Source organism: Vibrio sp. JZG10 (genome assembly GCF_054064075.1).
Genome location: NZ_JBSUGE010000012.1, coordinates 46,801 through 63,689 on the forward strand (window position 1 = coordinate 46,801; position 16,889 = coordinate 63,689).

14 protein-coding genes and 2 pseudogenes are annotated in these 16,889 nt (G+C 42.3%); 12 read left to right on the top strand and 4 right to left on the bottom strand.

Annotated features, from left to right (window positions below):
• Window positions 1-78: 78 nt before the first annotated feature.
• Window positions 79-930 (top strand): pyridoxal kinase, encoded by an 852-nt coding sequence (gene pdxY / locus ACWYVB_RS14105; protein ID WP_029844131.1) that lies wholly within the window; start codon window positions 79-81, stop codon window positions 928-930.
• A gap of 123 nt (window positions 931-1,053) precedes the next feature.
• On the top strand, window positions 1,054-1,953 hold the full coding sequence (locus ACWYVB_RS14110; RefSeq protein ID WP_457529239.1) for a LysR family transcriptional regulator: 900 nt from the start codon (window positions 1,054-1,056) through the stop codon (window positions 1,951-1,953).
• Window positions 1,954-2,014: 61 nt separating this feature from the next.
• Here ACWYVB_RS14110 and ACWYVB_RS14115 read toward each other — a convergent pair.
• Window positions 2,015-2,248, bottom strand: a pseudogene (locus ACWYVB_RS14115) (porin); the annotation flags it as partial.
• A 57-nt stretch (window positions 2,249-2,305) separates the two neighbouring features.
• Between ACWYVB_RS14115 and ACWYVB_RS14120 the strand changes: the two are divergent.
• The 6 genes and pseudogenes from ACWYVB_RS14120 to ACWYVB_RS14145 all read left to right on the top strand — a co-directional run bounded on the left by ACWYVB_RS14120 (window position 2,306) and on the right by ACWYVB_RS14145 (window position 7,637).
• Window positions 2,306-3,429 (top strand): annotated as a pseudogene (locus ACWYVB_RS14120) (IS3 family transposase).
• A gap of 361 nt (window positions 3,430-3,790) precedes the next feature.
• Entirely contained in the window at window positions 3,791-4,849 is a 1,059-nt protein-coding gene (locus tag ACWYVB_RS14125; protein WP_140050344.1) for an HlyD family secretion protein, read from the top strand.
• A complete protein-coding gene (locus tag ACWYVB_RS14130; RefSeq protein WP_140050345.1) occupies window positions 4,839-5,831 on the top strand; it encodes a DUF2955 domain-containing protein in 993 nt (330 codons plus the stop codon). The genes ACWYVB_RS14125 and ACWYVB_RS14130 overlap by 11 nt, the downstream gene beginning before the upstream one ends.
• 205 nt (window positions 5,832-6,036) lie before the next feature.
• Window positions 6,037-6,414 (top strand): transposase, encoded by a 378-nt coding sequence (locus ACWYVB_RS14135; protein ID WP_140050346.1) that lies wholly within the window; start codon window positions 6,037-6,039, stop codon window positions 6,412-6,414.
• A 174-nt stretch (window positions 6,415-6,588) separates the two neighbouring features.
• Entirely contained in the window at window positions 6,589-7,026 is a 438-nt protein-coding gene (locus tag ACWYVB_RS14140; protein WP_257880408.1) for a hypothetical protein, read from the top strand.
• A 35-nt stretch (window positions 7,027-7,061) separates the two neighbouring features.
• Window positions 7,062-7,637 (top strand): HNH endonuclease family protein, encoded by a 576-nt coding sequence (locus ACWYVB_RS14145; protein ID WP_257880409.1) that lies wholly within the window; start codon window positions 7,062-7,064, stop codon window positions 7,635-7,637.
• A gap of 31 nt (window positions 7,638-7,668) precedes the next feature.
• On the opposite strand, the gene ACWYVB_RS14150 is transcribed toward ACWYVB_RS14145, so the two are convergent.
• Complete coding sequence (locus ACWYVB_RS14150; protein WP_140050356.1) at window positions 7,669-8,994, bottom strand: relaxase/mobilization nuclease domain-containing protein; 1,326 nt, start codon at window positions 8,992-8,994, stop codon at window positions 7,669-7,671.
• Complete coding sequence (locus ACWYVB_RS14155; protein ID WP_140050347.1) at window positions 8,984-9,733, bottom strand: chromosome segregation ATPase; 750 nt, start codon at window positions 9,731-9,733, stop codon at window positions 8,984-8,986. Before ACWYVB_RS14155 ends, ACWYVB_RS14150 begins: the two co-directional genes overlap by 11 nt.
• A 720-nt stretch (window positions 9,734-10,453) precedes the next feature.
• Here ACWYVB_RS14155 and ACWYVB_RS14160 point away from each other — a divergent pair.
• From ACWYVB_RS14160 to ACWYVB_RS14175, 4 genes are all read left to right on the top strand, one after another.
• On the top strand, window positions 10,454-10,744 hold the full coding sequence (locus ACWYVB_RS14160; RefSeq protein ID WP_065871663.1) for a helix-turn-helix transcriptional regulator: 291 nt from the start codon (window positions 10,454-10,456) through the stop codon (window positions 10,742-10,744).
• A 283-nt stretch (window positions 10,745-11,027) separates the two neighbouring features.
• Window positions 11,028-11,675, top strand: coding sequence for a hypothetical protein (locus ACWYVB_RS14165; RefSeq protein WP_120416713.1), 648 nt, complete (start codon window positions 11,028-11,030; stop codon window positions 11,673-11,675).
• 523 nt (window positions 11,676-12,198) lie between these two features.
• Complete coding sequence (locus tag ACWYVB_RS14170; RefSeq protein WP_457529243.1) at window positions 12,199-12,447, top strand: hypothetical protein; 249 nt, start codon at window positions 12,199-12,201, stop codon at window positions 12,445-12,447.
• A 442-nt stretch (window positions 12,448-12,889) separates the two neighbouring features.
• On the top strand, window positions 12,890-13,450 hold the full coding sequence (locus ACWYVB_RS14175; protein ID WP_120416711.1) for an SOS response-associated peptidase family protein: 561 nt from the start codon (window positions 12,890-12,892) through the stop codon (window positions 13,448-13,450).
• Window positions 13,451-13,591: 141 nt separating this feature from the next.
• Here the strand turns inward: ACWYVB_RS14175 and ACWYVB_RS14180 are convergent, their stop codons facing one another.
• Window positions 13,592-16,477 carry a UvrD-helicase domain-containing protein gene (locus tag ACWYVB_RS14180; protein WP_457529245.1) on the bottom strand — a complete coding sequence of 962 codons (2,886 nt, stop codon included), beginning with the start codon at window positions 16,475-16,477 and terminating at the stop codon, window positions 13,592-13,594.
• Window positions 16,478-16,889 lie beyond the last annotated feature (412 nt).

Sequence of the window (16,889 nt, forward strand, 5' to 3'; positions counted from 1 at the left end):
ATAGCGAGGGATTCGAGCGTAATTGCTATGCCGAATACTCAATGAATAGATGTAAAGCAAAGTAATGTAGGCATAGCGATGAAAGGTATCATTTCAATTAAAACTTACGGCGTAGGTAGGCATTTAAATAGCAGCGTGACCGGGTTTCCTGTTCAACGAATGGGGTTGGACATATGGCCAATCCATGCTGTTCAAAATGCACAACAAACACAAGACCATGAGGTGTTTGTCGGTAGAAGCCTTGTCGATGAATTACTAACGTTGACGGATGGTGTAGAAAGCCTCCGTCAGCTATCTGAATGTGGCGCTGTAATTGCGGGTTATCAAACGGACTCAAAGTTCCGCGATTCAGTTTGTGAGTTGGTTACGCGAGTTAAAGAGGAAAGTCGCCAAGTACTTTATGTCTGTCACCCAGAGCTAGCTGAGCCTATCGCGGATAAAGAGTCTCACGCTCCATTGTTTGAGAGTCTGATGCCAATGGCCGACGTGATTGTATCGAGTAAGAACGTGCTGGAGCAGTTTACAGGAGTCAAGATTAGTAACGTTGAATCAGCGACGCAGGCTTGCCAAAAGGCCCTCGAAATGGGGCCGAAGCTCATCCTTGTGACAAATATTGAGCTTGAAGAACACTTCACGATGATGCTAGCGACACCGAAATCTATCTATATAAGTCAAAGGCCGATGCTAGATTTTGAGACGCCACCTTCTGGTGTTGAGGAGTTAACAGCGGTGGTGTTTACGACCTGTTTAGTAAAGCGTATGTCTCCGGTTGCAGCGTTACGTCATACCAACAATGCGGTGTATGGCGTACTTGAGTTGACTTATGACAATGGGAGTTCGGAGCTAGAAACGATCTCTGGCCAGTATGAGTTTGTTGAGCCTACGTTTGATTTCCCTGTCAAGAAACTCATGGCACTCTCGATGGTATAGAAATCTGGAATAGTAAACGGCGAGGCAATAAACTGATCGATTGTCACATCTCACTCATTTCTAAGGACACGACGGTGAACGATAGTGATATTTTGAGTAAGTCACTGAACGTGGGGGAATAACATGACGTTTAACTTTGAGCAGCTGTTGGCATTTGTCACTGTGTATGAAGAATTATCATTTAGTAAAGCAGCCGTTAAGCTCAATAAGCACCGAACGACAACGGGGCAAGTCATCAGCAATCTTGAAGATCAGTTGGCTATCACTTTATTTGACCGAGTAGGCCGTTCTGTTGAGCCTACCGAAGATGGTCACTTGCTTTATCATTACGCCAAGAAAACAGTTGAACAGGCGAGGATATTTGAAAACATCGCACTGAGCCTTTCTTTCGGAGGTTTGGAGCGTGTGGTGATTGCTTATTCGAGCTTTATGCCGCCTTCTGCTTTGTTCATGATTCGCAAACAATTAGCGAAAGATTTTCCGACCATGCGTGTTGAGTTATTAGTGCGTGATCGCGCTGAAATCAAGCGCGGTATTGTTGATGGCTCAATCCACTTTGGATTAGTTAATGTGCACGAAAGTAGCGCGATGCACAGCATGGACTCGGTTTTTTTAGGCCACGTCGAGTTCGTTCCTTATGTTCAAGCTGGTGGACGGTTAGCGAAATTAGATCAGAACTCGGTTGTTGACGCGATGGTGACCGAGAGACAGTTCATTCTAAAATCGTTAGTTGATGAAGGTTTAAAAGAGAAATTCATATTTTCAGCTAATAATGAGCAAGTGGATCAACTCTCGGTTGTGACACAGATGGTCAAGGAAGGGCTAGGATGGGCATGGTTACCTAAAGCACTAACAAAGCCGCAGTTCAAAGTTGAAGGTATTGAACCTGTCACTCTTGATTTGATGCTGGAGGGTATGAAACTACCTCTGTCAATGTGGTGTCCACACGCGAAATACCTCAAAGAAATCAAAGCTTCAATACTGAGTGCGATACATAACCATGTTGAGTCATACGACAGATAGCAAGTTTCACGAAAAAAGCCAGCACTAGGCTGGCTTGAATAGCAACTAGGACAGCTGACTATTATAAGTAGTAATGTGCATCAACAACCCATTTGTCTTTAATATTACGACCGTTTTCGTCATTCAGATCAAACTGGTATCCTGCAAAACCGACGAAGTTAGAGGTAAAGTTGTATTTTGCTTGCAAAGCCATTTCTTCACGGGTTGTTTCAGTTTTATCGCCCTTAAACGCTTTACCTTCAACCATTGGATAGTTGATGCTTAAGTTTAAGCTATTTGGAAGTGCGTAAGTGATCCGCACCATAAGTTTTGGACACCGGTTAAGTGAGTACAATCACTAACGAGGTGAACCATGAACAATAAGAAGAAACGTAATATCCATTCACCTGAATTTAAAGCCGAAGTCCTGAAGCTAGCAGAGAAAGTGGGAGTAGCGTCGGCAGCAAGGCAGCTCTCTTTACATGAATCCCAAATCTACGGGGGCGGAAGATCTCGAAGAAAAGACACCAATACTAGCCAGCGAGAGCAAGAGCTAGCCGCTGAGGTTGCCAAGTTCAAAAGGCAGTTGGCCGAGCAAGCAGAAGAGCTAGCAATTGTAAAAAAGGCCGCTGTACCTACTTCGCGAAAAATCTAAAGTAGATTGCTATTAATTTATGCTCGAACACCTGCTGTGCTTTAGTGTTATCCGCATGGTTAAGGCGTTCGGAGTTTCTCGAAGTGGGTTTTATTAGTGGATTAAGCATCGCCAAAAGACCATCCAGCGCGAGACAACCCGCCAAGAGCTTGATGCAAAGGTCAAAGATGCTTTGGACAACAGTAAAGGTCGAGATGGTTCGAGGCGCATCCAGAAAGAACTGGCTGAGAACGGTGATAGCCATAATGTTAAAACAATTGCACCCAGCTTGAAGCGTCAGGCTTTAACGCCGAAAGCGGCACGGAAGTCTAAGTGTACAACAGACAGCAAGCATAAGATGCCTGTAGCTCCGAACTTGCTAGCTCAGGACTTTAATGCAACGACTCCGAATCAAAAATGGGCGGGTGATATCACGTATCTTGCCACAAGCGAAGGTTGGCTGTATTTGGCTGTCATCATTGACCTTTACTCGCGACAAGTAATCGGTTGGTCAATGGATACGAGGATGACGGCAACTCTGTTCCGTCGGGGGTTCCCTTCGTTGTTATTGTTCATAGTGATCGAGGTAGCCAGTATTGCTCGAAAGATTATCGAGACCTAATAACTGCTTATAATATACAGCAAAGTATGAGCAGAAAAGGAAACTGCTGGGATAATGCGTGTGTTGAGAGCTTCTTCCATTCGATGAAAGTGAAGCGCTCCAATACGAACCGATCATGACCAGAGATGAGATGTGTCAAACGGTCTTCGAGTACATTGAGGTTGATTATAATCGGACGAGAAGGAACAGTGCTCTTGGGTATCTAAGCCCAGTTAACTTTGCACAGCAAAATGTCGCTTAATGAAGTGTCCAGTCTGGTTGGAGCAGATCATCGAAGCGAGTACTGGCTTACTGCGCATTGGTTATATCGGGGATCACCTGGAGACAAGCACTAGTTAAGCATCACAGCGGGTAAGTGTTTGTTGTGATTTTTGAGAATCATGACTCGAATTTTTGTAATTTCTGTTTGAACAAATATTTCTGGTAAATTCACGGTACTAATTGATATTCTGTTACAAATTTACGAAAAATATGCGCCTAATCTTACGGGCGCATTTTGTTGTCCACTTGTTACATATTAGCCGATTTGGATCTGTGTGCCAACAAAATAAGTCCACAAAAGGTTGCAGTTCGACATCTTGGAATAATGAGTAAAATAAACTATGTCTCAAACAGAAAAATCATCAAGAAAGTTAAGTATATACATCATAACGTTAGTCCTAGTTGCGTGGTTATATAGCGTGTGGTCAGATCGCGTAACACCGATCACAAGCATTGCTCGAGTGCACTCTTATCTCGTAAGAATTTCTCCAGAGGTATCAGGGAATATTGTTGATGTTAATATTAAGAACAATCAAATTGTGCGAGCTGGTGACGTGCTGTTTAGAATTGACCCGAGAAACTATGAGCTTAAAGTGCGTGAGGCTCAAGCTAATCTGGCGATAACTGGCCAGAGTCTTGGGGCGAATACCGCCGCAGTCGAGGTGGCTCAGGCTAAAGTCGTTGATGCGCTAGCGGCAAGAAATAATGCGAGAGAGCAGGCTGCACGCGTTTCTGAATTGGCGTCTCGAGGCGTTCTCAGTAAGTCCGAGCGCGATAATGCCATTGAGGCGAGTTCTCGAACTCAAGCATCACTTGAGGCTGCAGAGGCGTCCCTTGTCCAGGCTAAACAAAACCTTGGTCCTCAAGGTAATAACAACCCACAAATATTGGCAGCTATGGCTCGGCTTGAACAGGCGCAGTTGAATCTACAAAAGACGTCTGTCATCGCGCCATCTGACGGTATTGTAACTAACCTGCAGCTCACGCTAGGTCAACCTGCGACTGTTGGCGCACCGATGTTAACTTTCATTGATCCTAGAGAGATTTGGATCTCAGCGTTAGTGCGTGAAAACTCATTGGAATACATCAAGGAAGGTCAAACAGTTAAAGTAGTACTAGATTCCCTTCCAGGCCGTGTCTTGGAAGGTGAAGTCTATAATGTGGGTTGGGGAACGGGCGACAGCAATAACATCGATGCAAACACCGGTTTTATCCGTGCCGATACCAAGTCATTGAATGCTCAACGTTACCCTGTGAATATTGTATTTAAGGGCGTCCCACCAAATATTCGCTATGGCTCACAAGCTACAGTGGCGTTTTACACTGAACAAAGTTCGCTAGGGGAATGGCTGGCGGGAATATGGATGAGAATTGTAAGTGTATGGACTTATGTTTCGTAGCAGCGTCAATCCCGTACTAAAAATAGTCTTTGCGCCAATACTACTGCTTTTCTATCTAAAGTACATTGGTCAACCCTTGCCTATGCTGGGGCCTATGTTTGTTGTTATATTACTGACCACATTGCCTTCGAACCCGCCATTAAAGGTGATCCTTCAGCTACTTGTTGTGGTGTTGTTTGTTAGCTTTGTTGTTGTGTTTTTCGCGAGTATGTTCTCAGACACTCCTACCGGATACCTTCTGTTTTGCTGGTCGTTATTTTGTTGGAGTTACTACCGAAGTCATACTAACCCGCAAGATATCATTTCTACGTTGACGCTGATCGTCGTAGTCATTGTGACAGTGCTAAGTAAGCAAATGGAATATCCAATTTCCGGTGTTCCTGTGGTTATATTTCAGGGATTATTGATAGCAATGGTGGTGACTTGGTTCAGTCACCTGTTGTTTCCTGGCGAGCAGACGGAGATTGAGCCAGATGAGGGCGTGAAAGGAGGGGAGGCTCACCTCGGATTAGCGATTTTCAAAGCGACTGCAATGTATATTACATTGGAGACTTTGATTGGTGTAGGCAGCTCTCAAACCATGCTGATCGCAATAACCATTAGCAGTATGATCAAACTGCCCATGGTGACCGCACAAAGAGAATTTGTGTCGCAACGGCTGGTGACTACCGCAACAGGTATGTTATTCACGCTACCAATCATGTTTCTTTATGCTTTTGGTGCGCCAAACTGGGTGGTTTTGGGGATTACGCTATTTTTGGGTATCCAGTTGGCTTGTTACGCAATGCGACGTCAGAGTCATTCAACAATCTATCAATTGCTATTCACTAATTTCACAATTATTACTTATCAGATCATCAAACAGGAAGGGATTGATTCTTTCTCTTCGGGATTTACACGATTAGTCTCGATCGTGGTTGCCATTTTTATCGGCGCATTGATCTTGAGGTTGATCAAGTATCGCGTTGAAATGGTTGAATGAGGAAAATAGCCAGTCGCGGTAATTCGGCATTGGTTCCGTTTGTCGCGGCGGTCTTAACGACCATTACGTGGTACCGTGCTATAAATGCATTTTGATTTTCATCCCGTAAACGTTTATGTCTGTTTGCCTTTGTTACGGAAATCGAATGAACTAAATCAGAATCTTACGACCAGATTAGGGGTATTCATCCACTGACTTTGATTTTATGCCGAAGCCTCGCTACAAACCTAATAACTGGTACAAGTACAATAACTCCTTGCTCAACAGAGGTTCACTCACGTTTTGGATTGACGAAGAGGTCACAACTGAGTGGAAACAATCTAAACAGGATAAACGTGGTAGACCAAGATTGTTTAGTGATCTCGCTATCACGACTGCTCTCATGGTAAAGCGCGTTTTTTCCTTACCTCTACGGCGCTACAAGGCTTTATCGACTCTGTTTTTAGATTGGCGAATGTCCCTTGTCCCCCACTATACTTCCGTTAGTCGCCGAGCTAAGGGTGTAGAGGCTAATTTCAAAGCCTCATCAAGAGACGCTATCCAACATCTGGCTAACATGCAACTTGGCTCAATTGTGCGGTGAGGGCGAATGGAAAGTGAAAAAGCACGGAACTGATGGTAAGCGTCGAGTCTGGAGTATACTCCATCTTGCTGTTGATACTGACACTCATGAAGTTATAAAAGTGTTCGGCGACGATTGGCAAACCATGCCACATAGCTTTGAAGCGATACAAGATAAGTATACGAGCAAGCTGCAATGACGCTACGAGAAATCATCGACAACAAGGCATCTAGCTCAAACACCGACGATGAAGAGCGAGAGAAGGAAGAGCGCTTTGGTACGGTTATTGACTTCTCAAACTTCTTGCTTCATGTGTTAAAACTAATAAACACGGAAGAGAACGTTTCGTTAGATGATAAGAAACTGATCGATTCATTTGTTTCTAAAGACGATGGTTTGAGAGTTGGTGCCAAAGATTTTGTGTATGAACTGCTTAAGTACCGAATTCTATTTGATAGCTACATAATTAAGCCTGATCAACACGATGAAAAGCGTAAGTGGAGTTTGTTAAGGCTAAATGCTTATAAACATGGTAATAATCTAAGTCCTGATTATCCAAATGCCTTTAGTAGCGACCAGAACGAAAAGATTCGCATGATCTTGGCAATGTTCCATGTATCATATCCAGCCTAGTGTATAAGCGTTGGCTAAATGACGCTTTAAGCTCCTTGAGTAGAAATACGACACAGGATGCGGGATTAATTGTTGACGTTCAGGTGTACTTAGCTGAGTTGGAACGCTTAAGTGAACGTTATTTTAAAGAAATCACAGAAGGTAAAAGATTAGCATATAGTGAAGAAAATCCAGGAGTATTGCATCGAGGAACTGGTGTTCATAACTTCATATTTAACCGACTAGACTACCTACGGTGGAAGCGTCTATCAGACAATGAGTCGTTTGATGGTATAGGTAAAAAAGAGCTTGGAAAGCACTTTGATGATTTCCAATTTTCATTCCGAACCTCTGTTGAACATTACTTCCCACAAACCGATCCATCGGGTGCGAGAAAAATGAAGGATGTTGATCGCTTTGGCAATTTGTGCCTCATCTTACCAAGCAGTAATTCAAGGCTTACCAATTACTCTCCGCAAGATAAGAAGAAATTCTATCAAGAGAACAATCGTGCAGAGAGCTTAAAACAAGCGATAATGATGAGCTACGACGCGTGGGAACCTGAAGGGGTGGGGTATGAGAATATCCTTAACCATGAAGCTGAAATGATTAAAGTTCTGTGTAATCAGTAGCAATAAGTGAGGCTCTCTGAGCCTCACTTTTCTAACTACCGAATGTCTGTTGAACGATAGGGTTCTTTTCATGCTGAGTTGTTGCCAGTTCATCCAAAGGTGTAATCGAGAGGTTAAACTTATTTTGAAAAGAATACTCGAAGACAGTCAGTATTAGATGATAAAACAAGTTGCTTATCTTACTGGATGCAGTGTAAATCCCCCGTTCGCACTCATAAATAGCTCTTACAGTCGCTTTGTCACGGGTTGAACGTATACGCTTTGCATATTCAAACCAATACTCCATTTGTGATTGCTGAGCAGCTTCATGAGCACGAGAAAACGAGAACAGCAGGTAACGATACTGCTGATGCTCGTATTCCTCTAGTTGTTTCTTGAGTTTATCAGCGTGTTCAATCGCCTGTTTCCGAATCGTCTCAAAATGAATGATGGCTTGATCCACTTCAATTTTGCACTTGTTGTAATTGGTGCTTTCAAGGCATGAAGCGTTCAGTACGCCATTTTGAATCAGTTTACCTAATGTATACTTATTGCCACTTCGTAGCGAGGATGCTGCAAAGCGATATTGATGAAATCGATAAGCAATACCTTTAAATCGAGAGTTTGTTTTGTCTGGTATTAGCTCTATTTCAATTCCTTTTTTGAGCAATGCCATTTCAAACAGAGTCAACGAGCAAGAGGGCTGCAAAGTACGAATTGCAGTATCAACTTTTCTTCTCATCATACGAATCACCGTTTTCTCTTTTTCGCCTTGTACATCAGTGTCGTAACTTGAGTGGAGTTCCCCTGAGCTTTGTAATGCTTGTAACCCTAGCGTAACTTCTTGCTCCCTCATGATTTCTTGGGCTTTGAGGTGCGATTGCCAGTTAGAAATGATTTTTCCAGTAAGTAAATCAGTCGTAGACGCTACAATATGGACGTGTTCATTGTCGGTATCGGAGTGCTTAAAAACGATATAACGAGCATGCTCATATCCTAAATGGTCCATCAGCTTCTTAATCGTGTTTCGCCATTGGGTTAGGGGTAACTGTTCCCCCTCTGCGAGGGAGACAACAAAATGGCGGAAGGGTTGTTTCGTATTAGGGTTAGCTAGGTGAGCGCTTTGTAGTTCAGTAATCGCACGGCTCCAATCAATGTCTCGGGCATCTTGGTTTCTTGCATTCAGGGGAACCGAAGCGATTTCGTTGGCGCAGATAAACTGCGATGTTCCCCCGAGTTCGTCACCCTTGGAGTGACTTGAAGAATACTCGACCAACAGCGTGACGTCGTCATTTTGCTTGGCGACATATTGAACTAATTGCGTAGCATCATGCACCGTTTGTTTATCATTCTTACATTTCAATTCCTCAAATATCATCACTGGCGTTCTCTTGTTCAAGTTTGCGACGGTAAAGCTCACGTAACGTACGGCTGTCCAAAAATTGCATGGCCAACAGCTCGGCGGTTTGAGAATTATGAGCGTCGATAGCTAGATTTCGGGTGAGTTGTAAATTCTGTTTTAGTTCATACAGAGCATCACCCAGTTGACGGGCTATTTCGTGGTCGTACGCAGGGTTACCTTCGTCAATGAGTGACTCCATCACTGTGGCGATGCGCTTTGTTTGCTTAAAGTACTCTGTGATTTCATCACTGCGTTGAGGTTTGACTGTGAGTTTTTGAGTTATGACATCTCTCAGGAACCGACTAGCGGATTTATAGTTATAGCTATGCATGACTTCAAGAAACTGTTGGTATTCGCTTTCTGTTAGATTGGTTTTCACTGCTTTGCAATACAGCTCTTTGTCACTTTTTCGTTGTTTTTTAAAATTCGCCTGAACGATACGAATTAACTTGCGTGCATTCATCAGCTCATTTTTATCGGCGTCATTGGGATGTTGGTGGAGATATAAAGCGTGAGAAAGCTCTGAAATAAAGGTTTGGTGTGAAGCGATGGCTACCCCAGATTCAATCGGCGAGGGTAACAGTCCTGCGAGTAGTGTAGTCAACTCATCTGCTGAATAGCTGTGACTTTCAATGAATGCCGATAGTATTTGTTTATGTTTTCTAGATGTGCAGCGAATAACAGCCGCTGCGACTGTATTTATATTAATGTCCATTTTTTAATTCTCTATTTGTTATTTTAATTATTTAGAGTGTATTGTTTTTAGCGATAACGCCGAAGGCTGTTATCGCAACCCTACTAAGTAGGGCAAGTTTTCGTGCGTTTATTTGGAACAAATAAGAACGAGCGATATCAGCTTGTTACTATTTTTGTTCTATCTGTTTTTATTATAACAATATAATTTATAATATTAAATGTGCTTATTTAAATAAGTAGAATATATTTTGTGTGATGGCTGGTGTAGTATGGAGTTTAACTGGGGAATATGATTGGGAATCTGTCGCATGCGACAGGGAAAGTGCGCGTTACGGCATCGAAAGTGACCTTTGCGACAAGGAATTTGCGCCGCACTCTCACTACGTCTCAGCCGCTTTTACGCCATCTCACTGAAAGTCAGTAGGTAGTTGTCGGGACAGATGTTATATGATTTAAGTTAAGAAGTAATAAAAAAGGAAGTGTATTATTGATGGCTGAGTTAAATGAAAATAAAGGATGTACTTGTCATTTATTTATTTTGATTACTTCGCTTGGTTATATTGTGTGATATTAAATATATGGTGTGTATATATTTTTTGCGTTTTTAAATATATAGGTTTTGTATATTTCACTTCATGAAATTAATGCGAAAAAGTGATTGCCTTTTACTTCTAAATACGAATATTATATTTGCAACGACTCCTGTAGTCATAAAAAAAAGAATAAACGGAGGCGTCCAATGACGCTTATACACCCAATTAACCAATTAAAAATAGAAAAAAAAGTCGATGTATTAAAACGCGTTGGCTTATCCCAAGCCACGCTTCACAGACGTATAAACGATGGCACATTTCCGCCCGCAGTGCAACTGGGTCCCAAGGCAGTGGGATTCATGTCGCATGAAGTCGATGCATTTCTTATTGCATGCGCTTTGGGAGAAGATAAAAAGCGAGTTGTATCTGAGCTTCTTGCGCAGCGACAAGCGCTTAAACAAGCGAATCCGTTATTGCAGTACATGAACTTTCAATAATCTATCTTTTAGTTCTGTGCATACGTTGCACAGAGCTTGCTCAACTTCAGTGGTAATTGCAAGACTTTCAACGACTTTTGCGCTCAATCTGAGGAGGATAAAAAACTCTTGACATTAAAGTGCAGGCTAAGTTAGCTTGATAAGGCTTCCAAATCGATCTGCTCTTTGAAAGCTCTGAATAATAATATAACAGCAAAAATAATAACGATAAAAACAAGATAAGTGGCTGAAAGCCATCAACAAAAGTTATTACGCTGTCACTCATTATTACTTCGGAGGAAACATGAAAGAGTTTAACGTCTTAAAGAAAAATCGAAAGTATTTTGCTGCATCGCTTAACGGCTACAAGTGCAGAATCTTAATCGATGAGCTGTCCCAGAATCTCTCAATCGGTACGCAACTGCTGGATGTCGAAGACATCTCCATTCGTTCAAAGTATGGAACCGACCTCATATTCAAACTTAAATCCTCGATTGAGGGGCAAAATGAGTCTGGTTTTATTACTTTAAACAGCACTTACAATACTTATCTCGTTGATAAATGCCGCGCTCTGGGTGGACAATGGGATAAGTCCAGTGAGTGTTGGGTTTTTAGCGGCCTTATCGAAGAAAAGGTTGATGAACTGGCTTATATTTTCAATTCCTCTCTCGTACCCGTCGAAGTGACGATTCATGATGACTATGATGTGTACGAAGAAAAGGGAACACTGTGTTGCCTTGGTTACCCAGTCGCACGCGCATTTGACCGTGATTCAGGAGCAAGAGTTGAAGAAGGGGTGGGTGTCGTAGCGGGCGGCTTCACAAGCGGTGGTAGTAAGAAAAATTGGGTGACTCAAGCCAAATCTGGGACAGTGTTTCGCTTTGAGGTGGCAGAGCAAGTACTCATCCATTTTTCTGAGAAAGAGCCTCATTACCACTTTAAAGCTATCTGAAAATAAGTGATATAAAGTGGTTGCCACCACGTCTTGATGAAACTGAGGCCGTACTTAACAACGCTATTATTCATAATAGCGTTTTTTTTGCCAAGTTCTTCATGGAATGCCGCAACCGCGTTTGTCTTGTATGGCATATCGCAATATGTGGTAATGTTAGAGTTTTTTCCTGTTTGTTTACCCCCGATTGACGAGGGATTTGTACCGAATTTTTGTAATGTGGTTTGGCAAAGATATGAGAGCAACAAGTGTATCGTAGAGGTTTTCTAGTAGCGCTGTCTACTCATCGACAAAAGAGCTTAAAACCACAAATTGACAACCGAGCTGAGGAAGTTTTGTACTTAGGACAGTTTGACGCTTTTCAATTAATCTCTCCACCAAAACAAACAGTACTATTCTTATCTGAAAGTATTGATTCATTTTTCTTCCCTCAGAACTCTACAATGCAATCAGGATTTGAATACTTTTTAACGCAGTCCCCAACGCTCGATTGGTTGATGTGTGCCAGGAGTTCTTGTTAACCTTGCCTGAGTTCAAACGTCAGCAAGGTGGAGACTATCGTCTGAATAACGTCAATAATAATGATCTGGTTAGTTGTGCGTTAAAGTGCATTTCTCGAGTCAGCCCACATCTCGAAGTAACAGAAAGTACGTTAAAAGTATTTATCAAACAATGTATTAGTGAAGAGGTGTTTATTGAGTCAGTCCAGAGAATGGTTTTGCACCAACGTATGACGATTGAAGAAAGAAGCCTGGGTCGTATATTGGCGTAGTTAGCGACGGGGGGGCGATTCATAGAGATGGTTTCTTTTTTTACTTGAAGAGTGTTCTTGTAATTCTGCTATGGAACCTCTCTTTCCAGATCTGATATCGCTGCTCTCCTTTGACCAGGTTAATACTCATTGATGGACCGATGGGCTAAGTTTCCTCAGTTTTTAACGTATGACCGAAAGTTGTTTAGCTCGATGAGAGTTCTGTTGAATATAAAATACTCCAACACTTCTTACCACGATAAGGGTTGTTTCTAGCATTATAAATAGAAGCGGGAGTTGGCGTTACTGGCTGAATGATTTATGTTCAGCTCTGTGTTGCTTTGACAATGAACATTAGGTGCGCATTATTCCTAAATGTTTAATTCACAGAGGTAATAGCTGGTGGAGGGAGCTATGTTGCTATACTTTATCTAATGCTGTGTACCTTTTGGGGGAGAGGGAAATGTGTGGAAGACTCAATGTGATTGATGATCCCTTCTGCAACATTGTTTGTGAGAATCTTGGTATTAGATTTAAAACTACAACCAATCGAGACCTTCATCCAACTCAGTATGTCGCAACTGTTGGTATTCAACATAGTGAACTAAAACAGCTCGATATTCCTTGGGGTATAAAGCCTGATTGGGCCGAACATATCATAATTAATGCACGAGCCGAAACTGTCTCAGTAAAATCCACATTCGCTAGTGCTTTTGAATCCAGTCGCGTAGTTGTACCGTGCTCTGGCTGGTATGAATGGAGAGAAGAACAGGGCAAAAAGATGAAGTACTTTTTTACACATGGAGGAACAAAGGTTCTTTATATGGCAGGTATCGCGCTTGAACAAGGCTCAAAGCTAGTAACGCTAACAACGCAAGCTAATGAGCAGTGCAGTGAATATCATCACCGCATGCCTTTGTTAATTGAACAAGATGACATCATTAAATGGGTTTCAGGAACACCCAAAGAAGCGCTTCCATTGCTTAATAATGAATATCAAGATGTTTTGTCTATTATGCCTTAGATACTCAGGGATGCGGGTGTAACCCGTTCCTACCTGAAAGTACTTCTACCTCATGCCAAGTCATCAGACTTTCATATGTGAGGTCTGATGGTTTTAAGTTGGCCAAATTTTAGTAATGATTCCTTGTGTTTATTAGTTCAGTTACGATTTGTCTATCCTTTTTTTCTTGTATGTGCAGGTATTCGTAGTCCCTTTTCGGTAAGTAGAACATCCCCAGAAATTGCCATACTTACCTTCCCAAAGCTTCATCTCACCACCGCAGTTTTTACATATTGGACGTTCATCGTTACAACTCTTATCTATACAGACTTGGAAGCCGCTCTTAATACCACGGCTCATCGGGCTGCCACATTTGCTGCATGGTGCTTCCGTGTTCTTACAGCGTGGATAGAGAGAACAAGACAGAAATTTACCATACTGACCGAACTTGGGGCGTAAAGTGCCTTCACCGCATTGATGGCAAGAAATTTTATCGGATTCTTTCTGAATAAGAGAAACATCAAATTCGTTGGTTTCTACAGGGTACTTAGCTTTAATCAGCTCGGTAACAAAATCACTAGCATCCATCATATCAACAAGCAAATAAGCTCTGTGTTTTGCACGAGTGAGAGCAACATAGAACAAGCGGCGTTCTTCAGCATGTTCGAATCTATCTCCCTGTGGCAATAATGCATCCACTAACGGCGGAGTTTGTTTCTCTGAGGGAAATCCATGCTTACCAGTGGTAAGCCCCAGTACAATTACATACTCAGCTTCTTTCCCCTTGGAGGCGTGGAAAGATTGATTCTCTATGTTCAAAGTCGGGAACTGATGCTTCAAAGTCCTTAGCTGGTGTAAATCAGGGAGTTGGTGCCAGTAGCGGGCAAGCAAGTATACCTTGTTTTTGCTCGGTTTCTGAGATGCGAGCAATTGATTAGATATCGAAATGAGCGCCTTTTCTAATGCCGAGATTCCTTGTTCATCTTTTCCATGACGAACGATACTCACCGCAGGTTTATCTACTTGAACAAGTGAAACTATGTCTTTCTTTAACTGAACGGGGTTTTGTGTGACAAATCGAGTTGCGACATCACCAATTGAGTTATTGAATCGGAAGGTCATATCTAAGGTGGTTTCAGATGTAGAGCCAAAGTAGTTGGAAAACGCTGTGGTAAGACGCACATCGGCACCGCTAAAGCGATATATCGCTTGCCAGTCATCACCAACGCAAAATAGTGATGAGCGTTGCACACTATCCCTAAGAGCCTTAACAAGCCTAGCTCTCGGTTCTGAAATATCTTGAAATTCATCGACTAACAGATATTTCCAAGTAGACTGGAATTGACCTGTTTGTACATATTTTAACGCTTTTCCAATCATATCGTTAAAGTCGATAACTTGATGGTCTCGCAGGTACTTCTCATAGCTGTGATACAGCGGCATTAATAACTCAAGCGCTTTTGCTGTTTGCTTCGAATCAATCGATTCTTTGATGATTTTGTTTACGCCAGCGTCATCAAGACATGCTGCTTTATACATATCAACTAGCGCACCGAGTAGCTTAGCTAGCTCAGTTACCCGACCCATCTGCTCCAAGCTGTCTAACAAAGCACTCTCGGAAACTGGTTGAGTTTCCACACCATGCTTATCTAACTCCTTTTCTAGTGCTGTGAGTAGGGTGCCTTTCTTGTGTTGGTGGTAAAAAAACTCGATGTAACCTGTCCCATATTTCTTATGGGTTTCACGCTTCCATTTGATACCTGCATGATAACTCTCTCTGTCTATGTACGGTGCGGTGTTACCGTTTTCATCAATGCCGTAGTATTCGATATAAATATCATAGTCTGGGAGGTAGAAATCTGGCTCATACTGGCGATATTCCGCTGTTGCAACGTCGAAGCGATATTTAGCCTCATACTCGTAGTTGATACCTTTACGAAACAACCAGTTGGCAATAACTAGCTCGCCATAGCTTTTAACTTGCTCGCCTCGCATAGAACGAATGTCGTTATCATTGAGATATTTGAGATATGAGCCGCGGGACTCAAAATCCCAAGGGTTTTTATCTACGTAGTAGTAGGAGCTAAAGTAATCGAGTAATGCCTTTTTGTAACTGCTGTCAGACATCAAGGCCTCGACTTCATCGTGCATCCATTTGGCTTTCATCTTGGCGCTGTCTTCGAGCTTAGACAGACTCGGTGCCTTACCTTCAACGGATGAGATAATCCTTACGCCAATACTATGAAAGGTACTAGCTTTCACGTCCTCAAAACCTAACTTGTCTTTGATTCTCTCATCCATCTCTTGGGCTGCGATGCGGCCATAAGCTAATAACAAGATATCGCTAGGATTAGCTTGTCGACTTTTGATGAGATAACCTGTTCTTCCTACCATGACACTGGTTTTGCCTGTGCCTGCACCAGCTAATAGGAGGTTGTTGTCATTATCGGTAACGCAAGCGATTCTCTGCTTATCAGTTAGCGGGTTGGATTCCACACAATCAAAGAACGACTTGTATTGAGCGAGCTGCTTTTGCACATACCGACTTCGTATTTTTTGGACATCCGAAGCGCTCCAACTACTGATATTAGTAAGTTGCGATGCTGTTATTTGAGCTAGTTCTGAGAGACCTTGTGCTTTGTCCCAACCTTTCCAACGCTTTAATTCATTACTCGCAGTTGTTCTAATTATCTCAACAGAAGAGTCTCTCAGAAATCTTGATGTGCATTGAAGGTATGCATCACTGAGAAAATCTTGCAGGCGCTTCGCACTTTGATTTGCCCAAGATGGGAAAAGTCGTTTTGAATACCTAAACGGTGTAAGATAGCCCAGCATACGATAACGGTAAGTTTGTTCTTGTGAAACTATGACTAAGCACCCGCCATCAATAGCGAGTGACAGGTGTGGTGGATAATCAAGCTCCGCCCAGTTAAAGTGAGCATCTTCTCCTCCTTGAGCAACATGAATCCCATTATCGTCCACTGTTACCTCGATCTCTTTGTTAAAGAGACGGGCAATTGGATTCGTAGTAAGTGTCCATAAAGTCATTGCACGTAAGCCAGTATATTTACTATTTGTCTCGAAAATTTTTTGTAGTTTACCGTAATGCTTGAAGAGTTGTACTTGAGCTTGGTTAAGCTCTGGTCAGACACTCAGTTTATGTACAGAAAATTAGCGGACATCTAACTGATGATATTGCTCTAGGGACGTTTCTCAATTTTAAAAGTGTTATAAATAGCTAGCGCATACGTGTCCCAAAGTGTGTTTGAAAATACTAACTATTTTTGTCTTCCGACATTCACGTCCATCTCTTGAGTCTATTGTGCGTCCTGCCTGAATAGAGACCCAACACATTAGCCTGTCGAGCGTTTTGACTTACTTCATTTTGTTGCTGATGGAAGATATGAACAAGAAACACTACGTGGGTCATATCATCCCCACACCAAGAGATTTTCCAAGC

Coding starts and splice junctions, on each gene's coding strand:
- ACWYVB_RS14175 (WP_120416711.1), top strand. CDS start 12,890: ATGTGTGGAAGACTCAATGTGATTGATGATCCCTTCTGCAACATTGTT.
- ACWYVB_RS14160 (WP_065871663.1), top strand. CDS start 10,454: ATGACGCTTATACACCCAATTAACCAATTAAAAATAGAAAAAAAAGTC.
- ACWYVB_RS14165 (WP_120416713.1), top strand. CDS start 11,028: ATGAAAGAGTTTAACGTCTTAAAGAAAAATCGAAAGTATTTTGCTGCA.
- ACWYVB_RS14180 (WP_457529245.1), bottom strand. CDS start 16,477: ATGACTTTATGGACACTTACTACGAATCCAATTGCCCGTCTCTTTAAC.
- ACWYVB_RS14110 (WP_457529239.1), top strand. CDS start 1,054: ATGACGTTTAACTTTGAGCAGCTGTTGGCATTTGTCACTGTGTATGAA.
- ACWYVB_RS14140 (WP_257880408.1), top strand. CDS start 6,589: ATGACGCTACGAGAAATCATCGACAACAAGGCATCTAGCTCAAACACC.
- ACWYVB_RS14150 (WP_140050356.1), bottom strand. CDS start 8,994: ATGATATTTGAGGAATTGAAATGTAAGAATGATAAACAAACGGTGCAT.
- ACWYVB_RS14155 (WP_140050347.1), bottom strand. CDS start 9,733: ATGGACATTAATATAAATACAGTCGCAGCGGCTGTTATTCGCTGCACA.
- pdxY (WP_029844131.1), top strand. CDS start 79: ATGAAAGGTATCATTTCAATTAAAACTTACGGCGTAGGTAGGCATTTA.
- ACWYVB_RS14130 (WP_140050345.1), top strand. CDS start 4,839: ATGTTTCGTAGCAGCGTCAATCCCGTACTAAAAATAGTCTTTGCGCCA.
- ACWYVB_RS14135 (WP_140050346.1), top strand. CDS start 6,037: ATGCCGAAGCCTCGCTACAAACCTAATAACTGGTACAAGTACAATAAC.
- ACWYVB_RS14125 (WP_140050344.1), top strand. CDS start 3,791: ATGTCTCAAACAGAAAAATCATCAAGAAAGTTAAGTATATACATCATA.